Origin of the sequence: Devosia geojensis, from assembly GCF_000969415.1 — a bacterium.
Lineage (GTDB): Bacteria > Pseudomonadota > Alphaproteobacteria > Rhizobiales > Devosiaceae > Devosia > Devosia geojensis.
The window spans coordinates 1-22697 of the sequence record NZ_JZEX01000052.1 but is presented as its reverse complement, the minus strand read 5'-3'; the positions used below and the strand labels follow the sequence as shown (position 1 = coordinate 22697).

Here is a 22697-nt window from a genome sequence, read left to right as displayed (position 1 = left end):
AGGTCAGGTCTCTTGGGTCAGCCGCGCGCGAAGATGCTGCGCGCGTGATCCCAGAAGCCGGGATAGCGGCCGGTCTCGGCATAGCCGTGCAGCCGGCCGGCAATCATCGAGCCGGTGCTGACGCACTCGCACATCAGTTGGTGGGCGTCCTCGAGGCTCAGCTCGAAGAAGTCCATCGCGTCGCCGAGCTTGTCGCTCTTGAGGCCGAGGGCGCGGAATACCGGATCGGCGAAGGCGACGGTCATGGGGTAGTAGGGCCCGGTCAGTTGGCGGCGTTCCGCTTCGGGCATGTACTCGATGCCCGGCAGGGGACTGATGCGTCCCTCGTGCTCTTGGAGCAGCTTGGCCCACCGCTCGATACGCTCGCTGCGAGTCATCGCCAGCTGTGCGACGGGCTCGGCAGTTACTTGCATTTCCAAAGGATCAGAGCGCTTCATGAGTACCTCCTGGAAGTCTCAATCGCCGCCGCGCGTACGGGCCGCACGCTTGGCGGCGCGATTAGTAGGGCGCTTCAACTGCGGCAGGAGTCCGGCGACACGCAGAAGTGATGCGCCTCGGGCGATCACATTTCGACTGTGAGGGCGTGGCAGCCGCGCCTTGCAACCGACCATCGGCTCAGCCATACCCGGCAGGACACGAGGAGCATTCGTCATGACGCAGCGCCACGATCCCGGTCCAGCCTTTCGCGCGCTCCATAAGCCGGTCGATCCGTTCATCCTCGCCAACGCCTGGGATGCAGGTTCGGCGCGGATGCTCGCGGCGCTGGGGGCACAGGCGATCGCGACCTCGTCGGCTGCCCACGCCTTCACCCTGGGACGCCCTGACGGAGGGCACATCACTCGCGACGAGGCGCTGGCGCATGCCCAGGACCTGGTCGCGGCGACGGCCGTGCCGGTCTCCGGAGATTTCGAGAACGGATTCGGCGAGGCGCCGCAGGTTTGCGCCGAGACGGTGCGGCTTGCCGCCGAGGTCGGACTGGCCGGGATTTCCATCGAGGATACGGCGCTGCCCGGCTCGTCCGCCTATCCCTTCGAGCTCGCCGTCGAGCGCATCCGGGCGGCAGCGGCGGCGGCGCGGGCACTCGGGCGTGACTTCGTGCTCGTCGCGCGCGCCGACGGCGTGATGAACGGCGCCTACGACATGAACGAAGCGCTGCGCCGTATCCGCGCCTTCGACGAAGCCGGCGCCGACTGTCTCTATGTTCCGCTGCCTCCGACGACTGAGGATCTCCGCGCGGTCTGCGCCGCGACGGCCAAGCCGGTGAACGCGCTGGCTGCCGCCAGCTATACGAAGCTCTCGCGCGCCGACTTCGCCGCGCTGGGCGTGGCGCGCATCTCGCTCGGTTCGGCGCTGGCCCGCGCAACGCACCGGGTCATCCACGACGCGGCGACGGCAATGTTCGGGGAAGGGGACTTCAGCTCCTTGAGCCAATCCATTGCGGGCTCCAGGGTGGACGCGCTGCTGGCGAGGGAGACCTGAGCGCCAGAATCGGAATATCCTGCCGCCATGCAGCCCTATCTCAAGCTTCTCTCCGATATCCTCGAGCACGGCACCGACAAATCGGACCGCACCGGCACCGGCACGCGCTCGCTTTTCGGTTACCAGATGCGGTTCGACCTGTCGCAGGGTTTCCCGCTGCTGACCACCAAGAAGCTGCACATCAAGTCGATCGTCTACGAGCTCCTCTGGTTCCTGCGCGGCGAGACCAATGTGCGCTGGCTGCAGGAGCGGGGCGTCAGGATCTGGGATGAATGGGCCGACGAGAACGGCGACCTCGGCCCGGTCTACGGCTCGCAGTGGCGCAGCTGGCCCGCGCCGGATGGGCGGCACATCGACCAGATCGCCAACCTCGTCGAGAGCATCAGGACCAAGCCGGATTCGCGCCGGCACATCGTCTCGGCCTGGAACCCGGCCGAGGTGGACGAGATGGCGCTGCCGCCATGCCACTGCCTCTTCCAGTTCTATGTCGCCAACGGAAGGCTCTCCTGCCAGCTCTATCAGCGCTCGGCCGATACGTTCCTCGGCGTGCCGTTCAACATCGCCTCCTATGCGCTGCTGACGCACATGGTCGCGCAGGTCACGGGTTACGAGCCCGGAGATTTCGTCCACACTTTCGGCGACGTGCATCTCTATTCGAACCACTTCGAGCAGGCGCGCCTGCAGTTAACCCGCGAGCCACGGCCGCTGCCGAGACTGACGCTCAACCCGAACGTCAAGAACCTCGAGGACTTCGTTTTCGAGGACATCACCATCGAAGGCTACGACCCGCATCCGCATATCAAGGCGGAGGTAGCGGTTTGAGCCGGACCCTGGCCGAACTCACCGAGGGCGTCGCCCGCGTCTCGGACCGGTATGCACGGGTGTTCTCCATAGAGCGAGACGGCGACTGGTACCTCCTCAAGCTCCAGGAGGAACTGGGCGAACTCACCGCCGAGGTGCTGCGGGCGAGCGGGCGTGGCCGCAAGGGCGATGCGACCGACGCAGCCATTGCCGAAAAGCTTGCCGACGAGACTGCCGATCTGCTCGGAAGCCTGCTACTGTTTGCCCGCCACCACGGCGTCGATCTCGAAGCGGCCCTTGCACGCAAGTGGCTCGCGCGTCTCGAAGAAGATGCCGTCCGGCAGCAGGTGCGATAGTTCCAAGGGGAGGGATTGGAATGAAGCTGAGCGCAGCATTGGCATGCCTTGCATTGTCGGTTCCAGCCGCAGCCGTCGCCAACGATACCGCCGCCGTGCTCTCGACGGGCGGGCTCGAGTTTGTCATCGACCCGGACATCAAGATGGTGAGCGAAGACCTCTACATCTCGGCCGAAGAGATCCGGGTCAGCTATGTCTTTCGCAACGAGGGGGAGGCGGACCGCAGCGTGCTGGTCGCCTTTCCCATGCCCGACATCGTCCCGGACTACTGGTCGCCGGTCGCTTTCCCCCAGGGGCCGGACGACAATCCGTTCGAGTTCGAGACGACGTTCAACGGCGAGCCGGTGGAAACGACGCTCTACCAGTACGCCTATGCCTTCGGCGTCGATCGCACCGGGTATCTCGAAGGGCGCAACCTGCCGCTGATGCCTATCTCGACGCAAGCACAGGATGCTGTGGACGCGCTCGATGAGGCCGCGATCGCCGAGATGCTGCATCTGGGCCTCGTCGGTACCGACGAGTTCGATGCGGGCGAGGGCATGCAGACCAAGTACTGGCCGATGTGGACCTGGCGCGCCACCTATACATGGGATGCCACCTTCCCCGCCGGCGAGGAGGTGACGGTCGAGCACCGCTACAAGCCGAGCGTCGGCGGCACGGTCGGCGTCAGCTTCCTCTCCGAACCCTATGACGGCTACGACCCCGCCGCCGAATATGCGCGCAAGTACTGCACGGACGAGGCTTTCCTCAGCGCTGTGCGCAAGACCGCCAAGGAGGGCGAACCGTGGAGCGCGCCGTTCGCCGAACAATGGATTTCCTACATCCTCCGGACCGGCGCCAACTGGAACGGCCCCATCGAACGGTTCCGTCTCACCATCGACAAGGGCGCGCCGGAAAACCTCGTCTCCTTCTGCGGGGAGGACGTGACCAAAACCGGCCCGACCACGTTCGAGATGGTCAAGACCGATTTCTGGCCCGACGAAGACCTCGATATCCTGATCCTCGATCGGCAAGAGGGTTACGAGTGAGCCTCTCCATCCGCCGGGCCGAGCCCAGGGACGCCGGGACCGTCCATGGGTTTGTGCATGCGCTGGCCGACTACGAGAAGCTTTCGCATGAGGTCGTCGCAAGCCAGACGGACCTGGAGCGCGATCTCTTCGGGGAAAGCCCGAAGGTCTACTGCGACATCGCCGAATGGGCGGACGAACCGGTGGGCTTCGCCCTCTGGTTCTACACCTACTCGACCTTCAAGGGCCGGCACGGCATCTGGCTGGAGGACCTGTTCGTCGATCCGAGTGCTCGCGGGAAGGGGATCGGCAAGGCGCTGCTGGTGCATCTGGCTCGCCGGTGCGTCACCGAAGGCCTCGGACGGTTCGAGTGGCACGTGCTCGACTGGAACGCGCCATCCATCGCGTTCTACAAGGCACAAGGCGCCAGGTTGCATGAGGAGTGGCTGACCTGCCGGGTCGATGGGGAGGCGCTTCTGGCGCTGGGGCAGCAATGAGTGTCAAGATTGCGATGATCGCGGCGGTGGCCGAGAACGGGGTGATCGGCGCGCACCAGACGATCCCGTGGCGCATCCCCTCGGACATGGCCTTTTTCAAGCGCACGACCATGGGCAAGCCCCTCGTTATGGGGCGCAAGCAGTTCGAGACGGTGGGCAAGCCCTTGCCGGGACGGGCCAACATCGTGGTCACCCGGCAGGCTGGCTATGCGCCGGATGGCGTGATTGTGATGAGCGGCCTCGACGAGGCCATCGCCCATGCCCGCGCCATTGCCGCGAGAGACGGGGCCGACGAGGTGATGATCGTCGGCGGCGGCGAGATCTACCGGCAGGCGATATCGCTGGCGGACAGACTCTATATCAGCCACGTGGCGCTCTCGCCCGAAGGTGACGTGACGTTTCCGGTGATCGAGGCGAGCGAGTGGAAGGTCGTCGAGGAACCGGACGTGCCGCCCGGCGAAAAGGACGGTGCGGCGTTTCGCGTCAAGGTGTACGAGCGCCGGTAACGGGCTTTTCATTGATCGGCCAAGACCCTTTCCCTATATAGGTGCGACCGAACTCCAACCAACAAAGGGTAAATGATGCCGTGGGAGAGTAATGGTGGCGGAGGCGGCCGTAACAATGGCGGCCCCTGGGGGCAGGCACCAGGTGGTGGCGGCGGCCCACGCCGGCCCGGGGGCGGAACCCCCAATCTCGAAGATATCCTCAATCGCGGCAGGGATCGGTTCCAGGGCGGTTTCCAGGGTGGCGTGCCCGGCGGGCGCTGGGCAATCGTGGGCGGCGTCGTAGCGCTGCTGGCCTTCTGGGGTCTCAATTCCATCTATACGGTCAACCCGCAGGAAGTCGGCGTCGAGCTGCGCTTCGGCCAGCCCAAGGACGAGCTTTCGATGCCCGGGCTGCACTTCCTCTTCTGGCCCGTAGAGACCGTCGAGCGTGTCGTCATCACCGAGAACCAGACCGTGATCGGCACGGGAACCGGCGGCGGCAACCGCGCCGGCAACCGTGAGGGCCTGATGCTCTCGGGCGACCAGAACATCGTCGACGTGCGCTTCTCGGTGCTGTGGGCGGTCTCCAACCCGTCCGAATATCTCTTTAACGTGCGCGATCCGGAAGCGATGGTGCGCGCGGCTGGCGAAAGCGCCATGCGCGAAATCGTCGGGCGCCGTCCCGCCCAGGACATCTTCCGTGACGACCGTGCAGGCATCGCTCTCGAAGTGCGCGATATCACGCAGGCGATCCTCGACAGCTACCAGCTCGGCGTCCGCGTCAGCCAGATCTCGATCGAGAACGCGGCTCCGCCCTCGGAAGTCGCCGACGCCTTCAACGAGGTGCAGCGCGCCGAGCAGGACGAAGACCGCCTGCAGGAAGAAGCGCGCCAGTATGCCAACACGCTGCTGGGTGATGCCCGCGGTCAGGCGGCGCAGCTGCGCGAAGACGCGGCGGCTTACGCCAACCGCGTCGTGCAGGAAGCCACCGGTGAGGCCGAGCGCTTCAATGCGGTGTTCGCCGAATACGTCAACGCTCCGGCGGTGACGCGCAAGCGCCTCTTCCTCGAGACGATGGAACAGGTGCTCGGCTCTTCCGAAAAGGTGCTGGTCGAATCCGGCGCGGGCAATGGGGTCGTGCCCTACCTGCCGTTGCCGGAGCTGCGTTCGCGCTCCACCACCACGTCGACAACTCCCTCCGGATCGGGGAACTAAGCCATGACAAACCGTCTTCTCGTCATCGGCGCCCTCATCCTCGCCGGCCTCTACGTCCTTTTCTCGTCGATCTACATCGTCAACGAGCGCGAGCAGGCGATCGTGATGCGTTTCGGGCAGATCACCGCTGTCCATTCGCAGCCCGGCCTCTACTTCAAGATTCCCACCGACATCGTCGACAGCGTCCAGATCGTCGAGGATCGGTTGCTGCGGTACGACCTCGACGACATGACCGTGCAGGTGTCGGGCGGCGCGTTCTACGAAGTGGATGCGTTCCTCACCTATCGCATCGTCGACCCACAGCTCTTCCGTGAGCGCGCCCTTGGGCAGCTCTCGGTCGCCGAAGACCGTATCGCCACCCGCTTCGATGCGGCGTTGCGCCAGGTCTATGGTCTGCGCGAGTTCAACGCGGCTCTCTCCGAGCAGCGTCCGCAGATGATGCGCGAGGCGCGCGACCTCATCCGGCCCGACATGGCCGAGCTCGGCATCGAGGTCGTCGATGTGCGCATCCTGCGTACCGACCTTGCCCGCGAGGTCGAGGAGCGCACCTTCGAGCGCATGCGTGCCGAGCGTCTGGCGGAAGCCGCGCTTCTGCGCGCCCGCGGTCAGGAGCAGGCGCAGAGCCTGCGCGCCATCGCCGATCGTCAGGCGGTCGAGATCGTGGCCGCGGCGACCCGCGATGCGGAAATCATCCGCGGTAACGGCGATGCCGACCGCATCCGCATCTACGCGGCTGCCTATGGGCAGGATGAGGAATTCTTCGAGTTCTACCGCTCGATGGAGTCCTACCGCACGGCGCTCACCGGCACCGGCACCACTATGGTGCTCTCGCCCGACTCCGAATTCTTCCGCTACTTCGGATCGAATGGCGAGCTGCCGGCGCCGAGCGAGAGCTTCCCGACGCCGATCACGCCCAATGAGGACGTGCAGGTGCCTGCGACCACCGATGAGCCGGCGCTCGACGGGCTGGGGATCGAGGAGACCATTCCTCCGTCCCTGACCCTCGACGACGGGTCCTCGCTCGAGCCGACGCAGGGCACGCAGATACCCGCGCCCGTCGAGGACGGTCCGGTCGCGCCGGTTGAAGAGGCGCCCGCGCCCGCCGGTCAGTGAGCGACTTCCTCGCGGCACTGGCGCTGGCTCTCGTCATGGAAGGGCTGCTCTATGCAGCCTTTCCCGAGCAGATGAAACGGATGCTGGCAACGCTCATGGCGTTGCCAGCATCGCATTTAAGGACCGGTGCGCTGGCCTACGCGCTCGTCGGGCTCGTGCTGCTGTGGATCGTGCGCGGCTAGGCGGGACGCGGATTGGTGATCCGGTAGAGCACGTGCGGGCGCAGCGGATGGCCCTCGGGGATCCGCGGGTGGTCGAAGTCCGCCGAAGGGTCGCGGCGCATACCGATCTTTTCCATCACGCGCTGGCTGGGCAGGTTCTGGTGCGTGGTGAACGCGACGACTTCCGGCAGGTGCAGCGTCGTGAATGCGTAGTCGAGGCACGCCTTCGCCGCTTCAGGAGCATAACCCTTGCCCCAGTAGGAACTGCCGAGCACCCAACCGACTTCTGTCGCTGGAGCGGTGGGTATCTCGAATTCGATCGCGGCTAGCCCTACTAACCCGAGCAGGGCACCGTCGTCCTTGCGCTCGGCAGCGAGGCGAGTGATGCCGGTCGCAAGATCGGCGACCATCTTGTCGAACCAGCCGTCTGCCTCCGCGCGACTGCGTGGGTGCGTATAGAAGCGCATGACATGTGGATCACCGAGCATGGCCGCAAGAGGCGCGCGGTCGCGCTCTTCCCATGGGCGCAGGATCAGGCGCTCGGTCTCGATCCTCATCGCACGAATTCCTCTTCGTGGTAGCCCTGCAGGTAGAGGAGTGCGGTCAGATCGCCGTGGTCGATGCGGATCTGCGCTTCGGCAGCGACAGCGGGCTTGGCGTGGAGGGCAACTCCGAAGCCGGCGGCGCGGATCATGTCGAGATCGTTGGCGCCGTCGCCGACAGCCATGGTGTCGGTCATGGCAAGGCCCTTCTCGGCGGCCAGGTCCTGCAAGCGCTGGAGCTTGATCGACTTGTCGACGATGGGTTTGGTGACCGTGCCGGTCAGCTGGTCGCCATCGAAGTCGAGGGTGTTGGCGACCGCTTCGTCGAAGCCGATGCGGCGGGCGATGTGGTCGGCAAAGAAGGTGAAGCCGCCCGAGATCAGCGCCGTATAGGCGCCGTACTGCTTCATGGTGTGGACGAGGGCGCGTCCGCCGGGGGCGAGCGTGATGCGCTCGCGGCGGATTTCCTCCATCACCTTGCGCTCCAGCCCCTTGAGCAGGGCAACGCGGGTATCGAGAGCGGCGGCGAAGTCCAGCTCGCCGCGCATGGCGCGGTCGGTGATCTCTGCCACCTGAGGCTTCAAGCCCAGCGCATCGGCCAGCTCGTCGATGCACTCCTCGTTGATCATGGTGGAATCCATGTCGGCGATGAGAAGCTTCTTGCGCCGTCCCTCGGCGGGCACGACAGCGACGTCGACAGCCTTGCCGGCGACCAGTGCGCGCGCAGCCTCGATGCTCTCGGTTGACTTCGGGCCGATGATCTCGCAGGCAATGCCGTGGTCGAGCCAGTCGAGCTCGCCGCCGACCTCCTTGACGACCTGCGCCGCGAGCGCGGTGTCGAGCTCCGGATCGGCGGGATTGGTGATGAGGCAGAGGACCTGCATGTCGTTTCGGTTCCCGGGAGCGGAGTGAAGTGGACGCGGCGAAGGCTCGGCGAGCGGTTCTGATAGCGGGTCCGACCGCGAGCGGCAAGTCGGCGCTGGCGCTCGAAGTGGCCGAGCGGCTGGGCGGCATCGTCGTCAATACCGACGCCATGCAGGTCTACGACGTGCTGCGGGTCGTCACGGCCCGTCCAGGGCGGGAAGACGAGGGTCGCGCGCCGCACAAGCTCTACGGCTTCGTGCCGCCTTCGGTGCGGTTCTCGACCGGAAGGTGGCTCGAGGCTGTGCAGCGGGTGATCGACGCGGCCGATCCTGGGCAGCCGCTGATTTTCGTCGGCGGCACGGGGCTTTACTTCGATGCGCTCACAAAGGGATTCGCCGACGTGCCGGAGGTTCCCGCCGAAATCGCGCTTCAAGCTCAACAAGAGATTCAAGGGCTCGATGAAGCCGGACGCATGCGGCTGCTCGAGCGGGAAGATCCCGAGACGGCGCGCAGGCTGAAGGTTGCCGATCCGCAACGGGTCGAGCGGGCGCTCGCGGTCAAGCGCGCGACGGGACGGCCGCTATCGAGCTTCCAGCAGGCGTCGCAGCAGGGGTTGATAGACGACTTCGTCGTCGAGCGCATGGTGCTGGATCCTGATCGCGACGTGCTGCGCGCTCGAATCTCAAGGCGGTTCGAGGCGATGTTCGAGGGCGGGGCCGTGGACGAGGTCAAGGCCCTGCTTTCGCTCCATCTCGATCCCAGCTTGCCGGCGATGAAGGCCATCGGCGTGCGCGAGATCGCCGACTGGCTTGCCGGACGCATCGAGAAGGAAGAGGCGGTCGAGCGAGCGATCATCGCCACGCACCAGTACGCCAAGCGGCAGCGGACATGGTTCCGCAACCGCATGGGCGATTGGCCGCGCCGTTAAGCTGCGGCGATCGGCTTGCTGGTCAGTCCCAATCTCTCGCGGAGCGCGAAGCGTCCGACGAGCAGCACGGCGACGCAGGCGAGGCCGACGGCCAGTCCCGTCCAGATGCCGACCCCGCGCCAACCGGCAACGAACCCCAGCAGGTAGGCCGTCGGCATGCCGATCACCCAGTAGCCGAAGATGGCGACCACCATGGGGATTGCCGTGTCGGAGAGGCCGCGCAGCGCGTTGGCGGCGGTGACCTGCGCGCCGTCGACGAGTTGGAAGATGCCGGCGATGACGAGGTAGGTCGCGGCGAGCTGCAGCGCAGTGGCGTTGGCCGGCTCGTTGCGGTCGAGGAAGAGGCCGACGATGAACGGGCCTGCGGTGATGAAGAGCAGGGCGGTGAAGGCCATGAAGCCGGTGCCGAGCGCAAAGCCCGTCCAGCCGGCCTTGCCGATGGCGTCATGGTCGCCGCGCCCATAGGCGATGCCGACGCGCACGCTCGCCGCCATGCCGAGGCCCAGCGGAACCATGAACGCGGTCGAGGCGCATTGCAGCGCCACCGCATGGGCGGCGACCTCGTCGGTGCCGAGCCAGCCCATCAGGAAGGCGGCGGCGGTGAAGAGCGCGACTTCGGCGAGGATGGTGAGGCCGATGGGCAGGCCGATCCTGAAGATCTGGGCGAAGCGGGACCAATCCGGTTTCCAGAAGCGCACGAGGATGTGGAAGCGCCGGAACCGCCGCTGGCGCAGCACGTAAACGAGCATCAGCCCGAACATGGCCGAGTAGGAGAGGACGGTGGCGAGCGCGGCTCCGCGCAGTTCCATCCGCGGTAGGCCGAGATGGCCGAAGATCAGCACGTAATTGAGCACGGCGTTGAGTGCGACGCCGGCAACGGTGACGATGAGGATGACGCGGGTGGCGTCGAACGCGGCGAGCAGCGAGCGCAGCACGACGATCAGCAGTTGCGGCACGCACGACCACAGGGCGATCTGCAGATAGTCCTCGGCCATGGCGGTGTTGCCCGGATCCTGCCCCAGGAACTCGAAGATCGGCCGCATCTGCATGAGGAAGGGAATCATGAGCGCCGTGATGAGCGCGGCGGCCCAGAACCCCTGCCGCACGATGCGGCGGACGGCCTTGATCTGGCGGGCGCCGCGCGCCTGCGCCACGAGCGGGGCGACGGCGCCCACGATGCCGATGCCGAAGAGAAGGATGGGCATGAGGAAGGCGCTGGCCAGCGCTCCGGCCGCCAGATAGCGCGGGCCGAGCCAGCCCATCATGATGACGTCGGTGGTGACGAGAGCGTTCTGGGCGAGCTGCGCGATGACCAGCGGCCACGCCAGGTTGAACGTGGCGCGCAGTTCCCCGCCCCAGGTGGCGGTTTCGGCCGGGCCGGTCGGAGATGCCGCCAGCGTGTTATCGGTGCTCATTTTTTCTTCCTACTCGCGGAATTGACCTGTAACCGATTGGGCCGCAGGCGCAAGCCGGTGAGTGTCAGGCGATGGCAGGAGAGGCGGAATGACGAGATTGCGCGCGATCGGGCTGCTTGCGTCGGGGCTGATCGGCGGAGCCGGAATCCTGGCGGCCGCCGGCTCGGCGCATGCCGGCGCCTCGCAGGCACTCGTTTCGGCAACGACCGTCTGCCTCGCGCACGCCCCGGCGCTGCTCGTGCTGGCGTTGGCGGGGAAGGGGCGGTGGATGGGCGTGGCCGGTGTGCTTCTCGCTCTCGGCACGCTGATATTCGTGTCGGACATGGCGCTTCGAGAGTTCGCGGGCGTGCGTTTGTTGCCGCTAGCGGCTCCACTGGGTGGACTGCTTATGATTGCCGGCTGGCTCTCGATCGCGATCGGCGGTATTGCAATACTGTGGCGTTCGGGCGACACCCTGCCTTAGTTTATCCTTTATTTGCAGGAACCAATCGCCGTGGGGCACGTTAACAGGCTCATTAGTCTCTTGGAGGGTTCTATGCACAAGTTCATCATTACCGCTGCTGCCTTGCTGTCGCTTGCAGCCTGCACCAGCACGCAGACCGGCGCGGCGGTCGGCGCGGGCGCCGGCGCGACTGTCGGTGCGGCCACCACCAACTCGCTCCTCGGCACGGCGGTCGGCGCCGGTGTCGGCGGCGTCGTGGGTGCGGCCGCGGGCAATATGCTCGGCCGGGTCGAGAACGATCCGAATCGCTGCGTCTACCAGCGCGCCGACGGCAGCCGCTACATCGACGTCTGCCCGCGCGGCTAAAAGCGGACCTTCCGGCGCTTCGAGCTTCGGAGGCAAGGTCAACGGAAAAGGTCCCGCATGGGACCTTTTTTGTTGCTACAATTCGAAACGAAACTGAGTCGAAACAGAGTCGAAACGCCGAGGAGAACGGACGCCTTCCATGTTCACGTCGATCACGCAATTCCTGCGCAATCTCTTCGCCTTACACGGGCAAGGCCCCTGCGAGAGGCAATCGGGCGCGCTGCCTTACAGGATGATCGACGGCAAGGCGTCCTACCTCCTCATCACCTCGCGCCGTTCGGCGCGCTGGATGTTTCCCAAGGGCGGCATCATGCGCGGCAAGACGCCGTGGGAGAGCGCGGCGCAGGAAGCCCTCGAGGAGGCGGGAATCGAGGGTGAGGTGGAGACAACTCCCATCGGCAGCTATCGCGGGGCGATGAACGACGAGAACCAGACGCCGGTGATCGTCGACATCTATCCATTGCGCGTCGACCTCGAGCATGACGAGTGGCGCGAGAAGCATCAGCGTCAGCGCCGCTGGGTCTCGATCGAGGAGGCGCAGTGCCTGCTCGACGACCCGGAAAAGCTCGCAATCGCAACGGCGCTCGAACGGCGCCTGCACCAGCCGGCCGGGATGGTGCGACAGGCTGCGCATTAGAGCCGATCCGGGCCACCGCATAGCCGATACGACTTTTGACGCCTTGCAAATTCCCCTCCGCTGATTAATTGAAACGCAGGGCGCTGGGGAGCAGCGGACGCCTTGCCTTTGTCGGCGAGGCGCAGGAGCAGGATTCAAGTCCATGTCGGCCACCACCGCAACCGCACGCCTGACCACTCGCGACATCCAGAATCTCAAGCGCCGCGGCGAGAAGATCGCTATGCTGACGGCCTACGACTATGTCACCGCCGGGCTCCTCGACCAGGCGGGGATCGAGATGATCCTCGTCGGCGACAGCCTCGGCAACGTGGTGCTCGGACACGAGACGACGCTGCCGGTGACGCTCGAGGACATGATCCGCCATGCCGGCGCGGTCCATCGCGGCACGCGGCGCGCACTGATCGTCGTCGACATGCCGTTCGGCACGGCAAGCGATCCGGAGACCGCGCTGCGCAATGCCGTCGCGATCATGCAGCGCACCGGCTGCCAGGCGGTCAAGATCGAAGGCGGGGCTACCGTGGCGCCAACCGTCGCGCGCCTGACGGAACAGGGCATTCCCGTCGTCGGCCATATCGGGCTGACGCCGCAGGCGGTGCACCAGCTCGGCGGCTACTACCGGCATGGCAAGACCGCGCCGGCGGCGCAGAAGCTCATCGATGCGGCGCTGGCGCTGCAGGACGCGGGCGCGTTCGCCATCGTGCTGGAGATGGTGGTGCCTGAACTTGCCGGCGAGATCACGCGTCTCCTCGATATCCCGACCATCGGCATCGGGTCGGGACCCGAATGCTCGGGACAGGTGCTGGTGGTCAACGACCTCATCGGGCTCAATGTCGACCGCACACCGAGCTTTGCCAAGCCGAAGGCGGATGTCGCGTCAGTCATCCGGCGGGCGGTCGGCGAATACGTCGCGGAGGTCAAGGCGGCAGAGCCGGCCAAGGCCAAGGGGCGGGCGCTCGCCGATGGCTAACATCCTCATCGGGGTCACGGGCAGCATCTCGGCCTACAAGATCGCCGACGTCACCTCCGAGCTCACCAAGCAGGGCCACGCGGTTCAGATCATCCTCACTCAGAGCGGGGCACAGTTCGTCTCGCCGCTGGTGCTGGAGACGCTCTCGGGCCGGCCGGTGAAGTCGGCGCTCTTCGGCCCCGGGATCTCGGGTACCGAGCATATCGATCTTGCCCGCTGGGCCGACCTTTTCGTGGTTGCGCCGGCGAGCGCCAATACCATCGCCAAGATTGCGCTGGGGCTCGCCGACGACCTGCTCACGACCGTGGCGCTGGCGACCGAGGCTCCGTTGCTCGTCGCGCCGGCGATGAACACGGTGATGTGGGAAAAGCCCATCACCCAGCAGCACGCCGAGACACTGAAGGCGCGCGGCGTCGGCTTCATCGACCCGGCTTCGGGCATTCTCGCCTGCGGTGAGGTGGGCGTCGGCAAGCTGGCGCCGGTCGCGACCATCGTCGCCGAGGTCAATGCGGCGGCGGCTCCGGAGCCGAGCCTTGCCGGCAAGCGCGTGCTGATCACCGCCGGGCCGACGACGACACCCATCGACGCGGTGCGCTACATCACCAACCACTCGACCGGACGCATGGGCGCGGCCATGGCCGAGGAGGCGCTGCGGCGCGGTGCCGAGGTGCGCTACGTGCTGGGCATCGACAAGGGCGTGGTGCGCCCGGCGCCGCCGCGCGGGGCGGGCGAGCGACTGAGCCTCGTCGAGGTGCGCACCGCCGAGGAGATGGCGGAGGCGGCGCTGAGATTCCTGCCCGAAGTCGACGGCGTCATCGCCACGGCCGCCGTCATGGATTATCGGGTGGCGAGTCCGGCCAGCGGCAAGCTCAAGCGCGCGTCCGAACCCGTCTCTCTCGACATGGTGCCCTCGACCGACGTGCTCGGCGCGCTGAAGGCCAGGGCGAACGGCCAGTGGTTCCTCGGCTTTGCGGCCGAGACCGACGACGTCGAGGCCAACGGGCGCGGCAAGCTCGAGCGCAAGGAGCTCGATTTCCTCTTCGCCAATCCCGTGGCGCGGGCGGGCGAGGCGAGCCAGACCGGCTTTGCCGTTTCGACCAATGGCGGCACGCTGCTGCGGCGCGATGGCGACGACATAGCGCTGCCCGTGACGAGCAAGGCGGAGCTGGCGCGCCGCATCTGGGATATCATTGCATGACGCTTGTCCTGCGCTCCGTCGCGGAGCTGCGCGCCTGGCGCAGGGGCCTGCCTGCCGGCCGCTCGCTCGGGTTCGTCCCGACCATGGGGGCGCTGCACCGTGGGCACATGAGCCTCGTCGAGCTGTCGAAGTCGCGATGCGACCTGACCATCGCCAGCATCTTCGTCAATCCGCTTCAGTTCGGGCCGAACGAGGATCTCGCCAGATATCCCCGCCCCATCGAGACGGACCTGGCGCTGCTCGGAGCCGCCGGCGTCGATGCGCTGTTCCTGCCGGACGTTGAGGACCTCTATCGGCCGGGTGCGTCGACCTATGTGGTCGAGGAGAGCGTTTCGGGCCCGCTCTGCGGCGCGGTCCGGCCGGGACACTTCCGGGGTGTCGCGACGGTCGTGCTCAAGCTCTTCAACCTCGTGCAGCCGCACGTCGCGTTCTTCGGGCAGAAGGACGCGCAGCAGTGCGCGGTGATCGAGCGCATGGTGCGCGACCTCGACGTGCCGGTCGAGATCGTGCGCGGGCCGATCGTGCGGGAGGCGGACGGACTGGCGCTGAGCTCGCGCAACGTCTACCTCGCGCCCGAGGAGCGCGCCGCGGCGCCGAAGATTTACGCGAGCCTCAAGGCGGCTGAAGCCGCTTACGAAGCGGGGGAGCGCGATGCGCAGGCACTCGTCGCGGCGGGACTCGCCGTGCTCGCCGAAGAGCCGCTGATCCGCGTGCAGTATTGGGAGGTGCGCGACCCCGCCAGCCTCGATGAGCTCGAGCGCGTCGGGGAGGGCGGCGCGTTGCTGGCGGTGGCCGCGCACCTCGGAGCGACCCGGCTGATCGACAACATCGTCATCGGCTAGCCGGGCCGCCCTTCCGTTCGATTGGTCACTCGGCGTCGATGAAGCCGATGGCGGTTTCAGCGAGCCGCGGATCGGTGCCGATGGTGTAGTGCGTGGCGCCCGGCAGGATGGCGAGCCGGTTGGCGTTCATGCCCGAGCCGTCCCATTGCGCGTCCTGCCGGCCGCCGCCGAGCAACTCGAAGAAGGCGGCGATATGGGCGGTGCGCACAGCGTCCCAGTCGGCAAAGATCAGCATGGTCGGCGCGGTGATCGTCCTGACCTCGTCCGACCAGTCGTAGTCCGCCTGCATCATCTGCCCAATCTTGTCGAGCAGCACCGGAAAATTCGCCGGGTCTGGTGCGACTCGCAAATAGTCGTCATGGAGCGGCGAACCCTTCATGCCCTCGGCGAGGGCGCCGGACATCGCGCGCATGCCCTGAGCGTTGTAGTCGTGCCATCCGGCCCAGGCGAAGGGCGTCGAGACAACGACCAGCCTCTCGACCAGTTCGGGGTGCTGGACGGCGAGGCGCAATCCGGTGCCGCCGCCGAGCGAATAGCCCATGACGTCGGCCTTCCCGATGCCGAGGTGGCCGAGGACGGCCGCCACGTCGTCGGCCATGGCCTCGTAGCTCATCGGCCTATCGAACGGCAGCGTGCGGCCGTGACCCTGCAAATCGATGCCGATGACCTGGCGACCCTCGGCGAGGCGCGCCAGCGTCGGGCCGAAGGTTTCGTGCGTCATCAGGCCGCCATGCAGCAGGACGAGCGGTTCGCCCTCGCCGTAGACGGCATAGTAGACCTCGCCCCCGGCAACGGGAACATAACCTGAGGCGCGGGGGGTGGCGGGCGTGGTCATGGTGGTTCCTTCCTGAGCATCGGCGGCTTTGGGCAATGCCGCGATTGCGGCGGTAGCGATGGCTGCGGTGATAAAGTCGCGTCGTTTCATTCGCGCCTCCCTTGGGCATGGCTTCGCCGGCCGCGCCGGAGGCGCGGGTGGCGGCGAAGCCGGATCGTGAACCTGCAGTCAGATCGTCCTGGCGAGCTTCTCGAGCTGGTCGGCGCAGATGCCCCAGCCTTCGTGGAAGCCCATCTTCTCGTGCTCGTCGCGCTTTTCCTTGGTCCAGTGACGGGCGCGGGCGGTGTAACGGGTCTTGCCGCCCTCATCCTCGAAGGTGAGGATCACGGTCATGAAGGGCGTGCCTTCAACGGGCTCCCAGTCGCCGGTGTAGGCATCGGTGAAGACCAGCTTTTCTTCCTCGACGACCTCGAGGTAGACGCCGGGGTTGGGATACTCGTTGCCCTCGGGATCGGCCATGGTGACGTTGGCGCGCCCTCCGGGGCGGACATCGAGGTCGGCCTTCGGCGTCGACCACGGAGCAGGGGCGAACCACTGCTTCAACAGGCCGGGCTCCGTCCAGCAGCGCCAGACGGCCGAGCGCGGCGCGTCGAGCAGGCGGGTCAGGACCAATTCGCGGTCATTGGCGGGAGTGGTGGTCATTGTCGTTTTCCTCTCGGATTGGAAGTTGCTTTCGACAAGACGACGAAGTCCGTGACAGCCATTCGACATTCCCTGAGAATTTTTTTGGACGCCGTTCGGCCATTGTGATTTGGGCGGGAGTCCGCGAGCGGTTAAAGTGGCTGCGGTGCCGGCGCATGGCGTGGGCATGAGGTGCCGGCCCCAAGGGTCCGCAACAACCGACAATCGATGCATGGTGAAGGCCGGTGGAGGAGCCGGCGGGGAGGAGCCCGTGCTGCGTAACGGCAGGATGGTGCTCGATGAACGCTTGCGCGTCGAACACTATGGTTCCGGGCCATCGGCTCGGCAGCGAGGGAAGCGCCGGCGTGTGGCGCCGACCGGTGCTGGCCTTGCTGTGGTTCATGCTTTCGGCCGTGATGGCCCATGCGGCAACGGGCACGGTGGTGATCCGCCAGGAGACCGGCGGCGACGACGCCGTGTTCGGCTTCACGTCGCCCGAAGCCGCGCTCAACCTGTCCATCGGCACGCTGGATGGCGCCGGCGAGGCGGGGCCGATCGAGCTGGCGGCCGGCGTTCACGAGATCGTCGCCGAGGACATGAGCGGCGCCGGATATGCCCTCACCGGCATCTCCTGTTCGGACGGGGACAGCGTTGCCGAGCCGGCAGCCCGCCGCGCGCTGATCGTTCTCAACGCCGGCGAGACGGTGACGTGCACCTTCTCCTCGGTCAATTCGCGCGAGCGTACGGAGGGGCTGGTCGAGGACTTTCTTGGCAGCCGCGCCAACCTTCTCGTCGGCGCGCTCTCGGCCAGCAACCGGCGGATCGACCGGATCGACGGCGCGATGCGCGCCGACATCGACAAGGCGATCAATCGCCTGATCCGCTACATGCCCAATTTCGTCGGCAGCCGGCGCGTGCTGCTCTCCACCTCGCTTGCGACCCTCGATGCATTCGCCGGCGCGCGCAAGGCCTCGCCGTTCGATGCCTGGTTCGACGTTTCCTTCACGCTCTTCGACGCCGCATCCGGAGCCGATACCAGCCTGGTCGCGGTCGGCCTCGACTATCTCGTGACGCCGGAGTTGCTGGCAGGCGTCTATGTGCAGGGCGACCGGTTCCGACAGCCGGCGAACGAGGCGGGCAGGGTGACGGTCAGCGACGGGTGGCTCATCGGCCCCTATGTCACCGCGCGGCTCGACCGCTCGCTCTATCTCGATGTGGTCGCCGGGACCGGCGGCTCGTTCGGTCAGATGGCCACGAGCAGCGGAGCGGCGAGCGGATTCGATGCGACGCGCTGGCTCGCCAATGTTTCGCTTTCCGGGCAATGGTCGGCGGGCAACTGGACATTCACGCCACGCGCGCGCTTCGGGTATTCCGAGGCCGTGTCGCAGGCCTGGCTCGACGCGCTTGGCGTGCCCGTTCCGTCGGTGACGGAAGGCTCGGGCCAGATCGCGGTGGGGCCGGGCGTAACGCATCGGGTGGAGACCACCGAGGATTTCGACATCCAAACGAGCGTGCGCTTCGAGGGGGTGGTCGACGTCTCGCACGACGCCATCGGCTGGTCGCTGCGCAACCCCTCGGGCCGGATCGAGGGCGGGCTCGGCATCGGTTTCCCGCAGGGCGCGAACGTCAATCTTACGGGGTCCTACGACGGCATCGGCGCGCCCCATGCGACGCGGGCAACGGGCAAGGTCCGGCTCTCGCTGCCGCTGCAATAGGCGGGAAGTTGTGGTTAGATGACGGCGAGAACGAGGGAGGCGGGCATGATCCTGCGCAGATGGTCCGGGCGCATCCGCGGCGCCGATGAGGCCGAGTATGTCGATTACATCCGCCGGACAGGCGCGGACGAATACGCCGCGACCGAGGGCAATCTCGGCTACCAGATCGTCGTGCGGCGCGGTGCGGACGGGACCAGCGAAGTGGCGACGCTGAGCTGGTGGCGCGACGTCGAGGCGATCAAGCGATTCGCCGGTGAGGCATACGAGTTGGCGCACTACTACCCCGAGGACGACAGGTACCTCATCGAGCGTCCCGAGACGGTCGACCATTACGAAGTGGTCGAGGATGGCCGACAGGCTTGACACTCCGCCGCGTGCCGCCTATCAATCCTGCCGTTGAATCTTGAGGAGCGGTCCCTTGCGGTCCCTTATTCTCGTACTTGGTAGGCGCACTGGTCACGTGGGGTAGGTCCCCGCGCGTAAGCTGGTGCGCCGAAACGAGGTCCCGAATGGGGCCTTTTTTATTGCCTTTTTTCCGGCGACGGGGCAGGGCGACAGGCGGCGGCAAGCCGCAGGATTTGGAAGGAATAGACGATGGCCGAACAGATGACCGGCGCGGAGATGGTGGTCCAGGCGCTGATCGATCAGGGGGTGACGCATATCTTCGGGTATCCCGGAGGCGCGGCGCTGCCGATCTACGATGCGCTTTTCCAGCAGGACGCCGTCAGCCACGTACTCGTTCGCCACGAGCAGGGCGCGACCCATATGGCTGAAGGCTATGCGCGCTCGACCGGCAAGCCCGGCGTCGTCCTCGTCACCTCCGGTCCCGGCGCGACCAACGCGGTCACCGGCCTCACCGACGCGCTGATGGATTCCATCCCGCTGGTCTGCATCACCGCGCAGGTGCCGACGACCCTCATCGGCTCGGACGCCTTCCAGGAGTGCGACACGGTCGGCATCACCCGCAGCTGCACCAAGCACAACTATCTCGTCAAACGCGTCGAGGACCTGCCGCGCATCATGCACGAGGCGTTCCACATCGCCACCACCGGCCGGCCGGGTCCGGTCGTCATCGACATCCCCAAGGACGTGCAGTTTGCGCTCGGCGAATACACGCAGCCGAGCGTCGATGGCTTCCGCCATTCGAGCTACAAGCCGCATGTCGAGGGCGACGTCGAGGCGATCCGCGTGGCGGTCGACCTGATGCTGAAGGCCGAACGGCCGGTCTTCTACACCGGCGGCGGCGTCATCAATTCGGGGCCGGAAGCCTCCAAGCATCTGCGCGAGCTGGCCGAGCTCACGGGCTTTCCGGTCACCTCGACGCTGATGGGGCTCGGCGCCTTCCCGGCATCCAGCCAGCAGTGGCTGGGGATGCTCGGCATGCACGGCACCTACGAGGCGAACCTTGCCATGCACGACTGCGACCTGATGATCAACATCGGGGCGCGGTTCGACGACCGCATCACCGGGCGGATCGACGCCTTCTCGCCGCACTCGACCAAGATCCATGTCGACATCGATCCGGCCCAGATCAATAAGAACGTTCGCGTCGACATCCCCATCGTCGGCGATTGCGGGCTGGTGCTGGAGGAGATGATCCGCATCTGGCGCTCCAGGACCAACGAGCCGCGCACAGAGGCCATTTCGGCCTGGTGGAAGCAGATCGAGGGATGGCGGGCGGTCAATTCGCTCGGGTTCAAGAACTCCGACACGACCATCAAGCCGCAATACGCCATCCAGCGGCTCTACGAGCTGACCAAGGACCGCGACGTCTACATCACCACCGAGGTCGGCCAGCACCAGATGTGGGCGGCACAGCACTTCCACTTCGACAAGCCCAATCGCTGGATGACCTCGGGCGGGCTCGGCACCATGGGCTACGGCCTGCCGGCCGCCGTCGGCGTGCAGGTTGCGCACCCGGACGCGCTCGTCATCGACATCGCCGGGGAAGCGAGCGTGCAGATGACCATGCAGGAGATGTCGACGGCGGTGCAGTACCGGCTGCCGATCAAGATCTTCATCCTCAACAACGAGCGCATGGGGATGGTCCGCCAGTGGCAGGACCTGCTGCATGGTGGGCGCTACGCCCACTCCTACTCGGAATCGCTGCCCGACTTCGTCAAACTCGCCGAAGCCTATGGCGGCAAGGGCATCCGCTGCGACGATCCGAAGAAACTCGACGATGCCATCCGGGAGATGCTGGACTATCCGGGCCCGGTGCTGTTCGACGTGATGGTCGAGAAGGACGAGAACTGCCTGCCCATGATCCCCTCGGGCAAGCCGCACAATGAGATCATCCTGCCCGATACGGCGAACATCGGCTCTATCATCGACGAGAAGGGGAGGCAGTTGGTTTAGGCGCGCGGACTACCACACACTGTCACCCCGGCGAAGGCCGGGGGCCAGCCTGAGATACCACACCAGCCGCAAGGTGTTGCGGCAGGCACTGCGACCTGGCGGCGGGACAAGTATTTCAGGATGGATTCCGGCCTTCGCCGGAATGACAACGTGGATGTGATGCGAAGTGCCAAACCGATGCATCAGAGGACAATAAAATGAACGCACATCTTCAGCCGACCGGTTCGGCCTATTTCCTTACCAAAGAGACCGACGCGCCCGAGCGCCACACGCTTTCGGTGCTGGTCGACAACGAGCCGGGCATTCTCGCGCGGGTCGTCGGGCTCTTCTCGGCCCGGGGCTACAACATCGAGAGTCTCACGGTCAGCGAGACCGAGCACGAGAAGAACCTCTCGCGCATCACCGTGGTCGTCATCGCGACGCCGAAGGTCCTGGTGCAGATCAAGCTGCAGCTGGAGCGCCTGGTGCCGGTGCACAAGGTGCATGACCTGACCGCCGAGGGCGCGGCGCTCGAGCGCGAGCTGGCGCTGGTCAAGGTCGCGGGCACCGGCGAGCACCGGGTCGAGACGCTGCGGCTGGCCGACGCCTTCCGGGCGCAGGTGGTCGACGCCTCGACCGAGAGCTTCGTCTTCGAGATCACCGGCAAGCCATCGAAGATCGAGCAGTTCATCGCCCTGATGGTGCCGCTCGGGCTAGTCGAGGTGGTGCGCACGGGGCTGGCGGCGATCTCGCGCGGCCCCAAGGGCATGTGACGATCAGCCCGCCTGATCGGATCGATCAAAAGTCTGCATTGGGCGGGCGGGCAGGGATGGTGTAAGGGTCTCAGCCTCAACGAGAGGTCCTGGCCATGACCCACCTGTCCGTCAATCTCAACGCCGTCGCCCAGCTGCGCAACCGCCGCAACCTGCCGTGGCCGAGCGTGACGGGGATCGCGCGGGTGGTGATGGATGCGGGGGCGGCAGGGATCACCGTGCATCCGCGGCCGGACGAGCGGCACATCCGCAGGAGCGACGTCTTCGAGCTCGAAGCGCTGCTGCGGGCCGAGTACCCGAGCGCGGAGTTCAACATCGAGGGGTATCCGAGTCCCGAGTTCCTCGACCTCGTCGAGAAGGCGGCGCCCGACCAGGTGACGTTCGTTCCCGACGATCCTTCTCAGGCGACGTCCGACCATGGCTGGAACATCGATGCCAGCCACGACATCCTCGTGCCCGCCATCGCGCGGATGAAGGCGGCGGGGATCCGGGTGTCGCTGTTCATCGACGAGGATCCGACGGTGCCGCCGGACGCCAAGGAAGTAGGGGCCGACCGGGTGGAGCTCTTCACCGGCCCCTATGGCGGCAGTTTCGGCAGTGCGGAGGGGGACAGGCACCTGACGATGCTCGCGACGACCGCCGGCGCGGCGCACGCGGCGGGGCTCCTCGTCAACGCCGGCCATGACCTGACGCTCGAGAACCTGCCGATCTTCGTGCAGGTGATGCCCGAGATCGCCGAGGTTTCCATCGGGCATGGCATCACCGCCGACGCGCTGCTGATGGGATTTCCCGAGGCCGTGCGGCGCTACCGAACGGTGCTCGGCGGCTAGGCGCGCTGAAACCCTGCCCGGCCGTGACCTGCGTTGAGGTGGGCGGCAACGGGCGGGCTTATACCGGAGCCGAAGCTTCAGACAGAGTGGTGGGCTTTCACCCGCCCGTCCTCACCACTTCGGCCCCCGGCGGGGCGCCCCCCGGCAGACACCCGCTCCCAGAATCCGGTGGCAGATAGACAGCCCTCGCGCGCAAGCTGTCCGACCTGCCACCGGCCGCCGGCAACTCGTACTTGCCGCGCCCGGCAAAGGGATGGGCAGAGTATGGGGC

General features: G+C 66.4%; 27 protein-coding genes. 21 read left to right on the top strand and 6 right to left on the bottom strand.

Annotation, left to right across the window (positions count from 1 at the left end):
* Positions 1 to 17: 17 nt before the first annotated feature.
* The gene (locus tag VE25_RS21675) at positions 18 to 437 is read right to left on the bottom strand and encodes a hypothetical protein (protein WP_152664502.1); all 420 of its coding nucleotides are present in this window, start codon (positions 435 to 437) and stop codon (positions 18 to 20) included.
* Between the two features lie 214 nt (positions 438 to 651).
* Here VE25_RS21675 and VE25_RS04175 point away from each other — a divergent pair, with 214 nt between their 5' ends.
* The 9 genes from VE25_RS04175 to VE25_RS04135 all read left to right on the top strand — a co-directional run bounded on the left by VE25_RS04175 (position 652) and on the right by VE25_RS04135 (position 7135).
* Positions 652 to 1479 carry an isocitrate lyase/PEP mutase family protein gene (locus VE25_RS04175; protein WP_046107339.1) on the top strand — a complete coding sequence of 276 codons (828 nt, stop codon included), beginning with the start codon at positions 652 to 654 and terminating at the stop codon, positions 1477 to 1479.
* A gap of 27 nt (positions 1480 to 1506) precedes the next feature.
* The gene (locus VE25_RS04170) at positions 1507 to 2301 is read left to right on the top strand and encodes a thymidylate synthase (RefSeq protein ID WP_046107338.1); all 795 of its coding nucleotides are present in this window, start codon (positions 1507 to 1509) and stop codon (positions 2299 to 2301) included.
* Entirely contained in the window at positions 2298 to 2636 is a 339-nt protein-coding gene (locus VE25_RS04165) for a nucleoside triphosphate pyrophosphohydrolase family protein (RefSeq protein ID WP_439328893.1), read from the top strand. The genes VE25_RS04170 and VE25_RS04165 overlap by 4 nt, the downstream gene beginning before the upstream one ends.
* Positions 2637 to 2656: 20 nt before the next feature.
* On the top strand, positions 2657 to 3664 hold the full coding sequence (locus VE25_RS04160; protein ID WP_046107337.1) for a DUF4424 domain-containing protein: 1008 nt from the start codon (positions 2657 to 2659) through the stop codon (positions 3662 to 3664).
* A complete protein-coding gene (locus tag VE25_RS04155) occupies positions 3661 to 4140 on the top strand; it encodes a GNAT family N-acetyltransferase (protein ID WP_046107336.1) in 480 nt (159 codons plus the stop codon). The genes VE25_RS04160 and VE25_RS04155 overlap by 4 nt, the downstream gene beginning before the upstream one ends.
* Positions 4137 to 4646 (top strand): dihydrofolate reductase, encoded by a 510-nt coding sequence (locus VE25_RS04150; RefSeq protein ID WP_046107335.1) that lies wholly within the window; start codon positions 4137 to 4139, stop codon positions 4644 to 4646. The genes VE25_RS04155 and VE25_RS04150 overlap by 4 nt, the downstream gene beginning before the upstream one ends.
* A 75-nt stretch (positions 4647 to 4721) precedes the next feature.
* Entirely contained in the window at positions 4722 to 5840 is a 1119-nt protein-coding gene (gene hflK / locus VE25_RS04145) for an FtsH protease activity modulator HflK (RefSeq protein WP_046107350.1), read from the top strand.
* Between the two features lie 3 nt (positions 5841 to 5843).
* A complete protein-coding gene (gene hflC / locus VE25_RS04140; protein ID WP_083988708.1) occupies positions 5844 to 6953 on the top strand; it encodes a protease modulator HflC in 1110 nt (369 codons plus the stop codon).
* The gene (locus VE25_RS04135) at positions 6950 to 7135 is read left to right on the top strand and encodes a DUF2065 domain-containing protein (RefSeq protein WP_046107334.1); all 186 of its coding nucleotides are present in this window, start codon (positions 6950 to 6952) and stop codon (positions 7133 to 7135) included. Before hflC ends, VE25_RS04135 begins: the two co-directional genes overlap by 4 nt.
* Here VE25_RS04135 and VE25_RS04130 read toward each other — a convergent pair.
* Both VE25_RS04130 and serB read right to left on the bottom strand, forming a co-directional pair.
* Entirely contained in the window at positions 7132 to 7671 is a 540-nt protein-coding gene (locus VE25_RS04130; protein WP_046107333.1) for a GNAT family N-acetyltransferase, read from the bottom strand. The genes VE25_RS04135 and VE25_RS04130 overlap by 4 nt on opposite strands.
* Positions 7668 to 8540 carry a phosphoserine phosphatase SerB gene (gene serB / locus VE25_RS04125; RefSeq protein ID WP_046107332.1) on the bottom strand — a complete coding sequence of 291 codons (873 nt, stop codon included), beginning with the start codon at positions 8538 to 8540 and terminating at the stop codon, positions 7668 to 7670. The genes VE25_RS04130 and serB overlap by 4 nt, the downstream gene beginning before the upstream one ends.
* A gap of 29 nt (positions 8541 to 8569) precedes the next feature.
* On the opposite strand from serB, the gene miaA reads away from it, so the two are divergent.
* Positions 8570 to 9448, top strand: coding sequence for a tRNA (adenosine(37)-N6)-dimethylallyltransferase MiaA (gene miaA, locus VE25_RS04120; protein ID WP_046107331.1), 879 nt, complete (start codon positions 8570 to 8572; stop codon positions 9446 to 9448).
* On the opposite strand, the gene VE25_RS04115 is transcribed toward miaA, so the two are convergent.
* Positions 9445 to 10863, bottom strand: a complete 1419-nt coding sequence (locus VE25_RS04115; RefSeq protein WP_046107330.1) for an MATE family efflux transporter — start codon at positions 10861 to 10863, stop codon at positions 9445 to 9447. The genes miaA and VE25_RS04115 overlap by 4 nt on opposite strands.
* A gap of 88 nt (positions 10864 to 10951) precedes the next feature.
* On the opposite strand from VE25_RS04115, the gene VE25_RS04110 reads away from it, so the two are divergent.
* From VE25_RS04110 to panC, 6 genes are all read left to right on the top strand, one after another.
* On the top strand, positions 10952 to 11326 hold the full coding sequence (locus VE25_RS04110) for a DUF423 domain-containing protein (protein WP_046107329.1): 375 nt from the start codon (positions 10952 to 10954) through the stop codon (positions 11324 to 11326).
* A 72-nt stretch (positions 11327 to 11398) separates the two neighbouring features.
* The gene (locus tag VE25_RS04105) at positions 11399 to 11671 is read left to right on the top strand and encodes a YMGG-like glycine zipper-containing protein (protein WP_046107328.1); all 273 of its coding nucleotides are present in this window, start codon (positions 11399 to 11401) and stop codon (positions 11669 to 11671) included.
* 139 nt (positions 11672 to 11810) lie between these two features.
* Complete coding sequence (locus tag VE25_RS04100) at positions 11811 to 12308, top strand: NUDIX hydrolase (RefSeq protein ID WP_052731712.1); 498 nt, start codon at positions 11811 to 11813, stop codon at positions 12306 to 12308.
* A 142-nt stretch (positions 12309 to 12450) separates the two neighbouring features.
* A complete protein-coding gene (gene panB / locus VE25_RS04095; RefSeq protein WP_046107327.1) occupies positions 12451 to 13275 on the top strand; it encodes a 3-methyl-2-oxobutanoate hydroxymethyltransferase in 825 nt (274 codons plus the stop codon).
* The gene (gene coaBC, locus VE25_RS04090) at positions 13268 to 14473 is read left to right on the top strand and encodes a bifunctional phosphopantothenoylcysteine decarboxylase/phosphopantothenate--cysteine ligase CoaBC (protein ID WP_046107326.1); all 1206 of its coding nucleotides are present in this window, start codon (positions 13268 to 13270) and stop codon (positions 14471 to 14473) included. The genes panB and coaBC overlap by 8 nt, the downstream gene beginning before the upstream one ends.
* Positions 14470 to 15315, top strand: coding sequence for a pantoate--beta-alanine ligase (gene panC / locus VE25_RS04085; RefSeq protein ID WP_046107325.1), 846 nt, complete (start codon positions 14470 to 14472; stop codon positions 15313 to 15315). The genes coaBC and panC overlap by 4 nt, the downstream gene beginning before the upstream one ends.
* 25 nt (positions 15316 to 15340) lie before the next feature.
* On the opposite strand, the gene VE25_RS04080 is transcribed toward panC, so the two are convergent.
* A complete protein-coding gene (locus VE25_RS04080; protein ID WP_201776040.1) occupies positions 15341 to 16240 on the bottom strand; it encodes an alpha/beta fold hydrolase in 900 nt (299 codons plus the stop codon).
* A gap of 78 nt (positions 16241 to 16318) precedes the next feature.
* Positions 16319 to 16792: an SRPBCC family protein gene (locus tag VE25_RS04075; RefSeq protein ID WP_046107324.1), complete on the bottom strand. Its 474-nt coding sequence runs from the start codon at positions 16790 to 16792 to the stop codon at positions 16319 to 16321.
* 344 nt (positions 16793 to 17136) lie between these two features.
* Here VE25_RS04075 and VE25_RS04070 point away from each other — a divergent pair, with 344 nt between their 5' ends.
* The 5 genes from VE25_RS04070 to VE25_RS04050 all read left to right on the top strand — a co-directional run bounded on the left by VE25_RS04070 (position 17137) and on the right by VE25_RS04050 (position 22426).
* Positions 17137 to 18486: an autotransporter domain-containing protein gene (locus tag VE25_RS04070; RefSeq protein WP_160299946.1), complete on the top strand. Its 1350-nt coding sequence runs from the start codon at positions 17137 to 17139 to the stop codon at positions 18484 to 18486.
* A gap of 45 nt (positions 18487 to 18531) precedes the next feature.
* Entirely contained in the window at positions 18532 to 18849 is a 318-nt protein-coding gene (locus tag VE25_RS04065) for an antibiotic biosynthesis monooxygenase family protein (protein WP_046107322.1), read from the top strand.
* A 231-nt stretch (positions 18850 to 19080) separates the two neighbouring features.
* A complete protein-coding gene (locus VE25_RS04060) occupies positions 19081 to 20844 on the top strand; it encodes an acetolactate synthase 3 large subunit (RefSeq protein ID WP_046107321.1) in 1764 nt (587 codons plus the stop codon).
* A 197-nt stretch (positions 20845 to 21041) separates the two neighbouring features.
* Positions 21042 to 21596, top strand: a complete 555-nt coding sequence (gene ilvN / locus VE25_RS04055; protein WP_046107320.1) for an acetolactate synthase small subunit — start codon at positions 21042 to 21044, stop codon at positions 21594 to 21596.
* A gap of 95 nt (positions 21597 to 21691) precedes the next feature.
* Positions 21692 to 22426 (top strand): pyridoxine 5'-phosphate synthase, encoded by a 735-nt coding sequence (locus tag VE25_RS04050; RefSeq protein ID WP_046107319.1) that lies wholly within the window; start codon positions 21692 to 21694, stop codon positions 22424 to 22426.
* Positions 22427 to 22697: the final 271 nt, after the last annotated feature.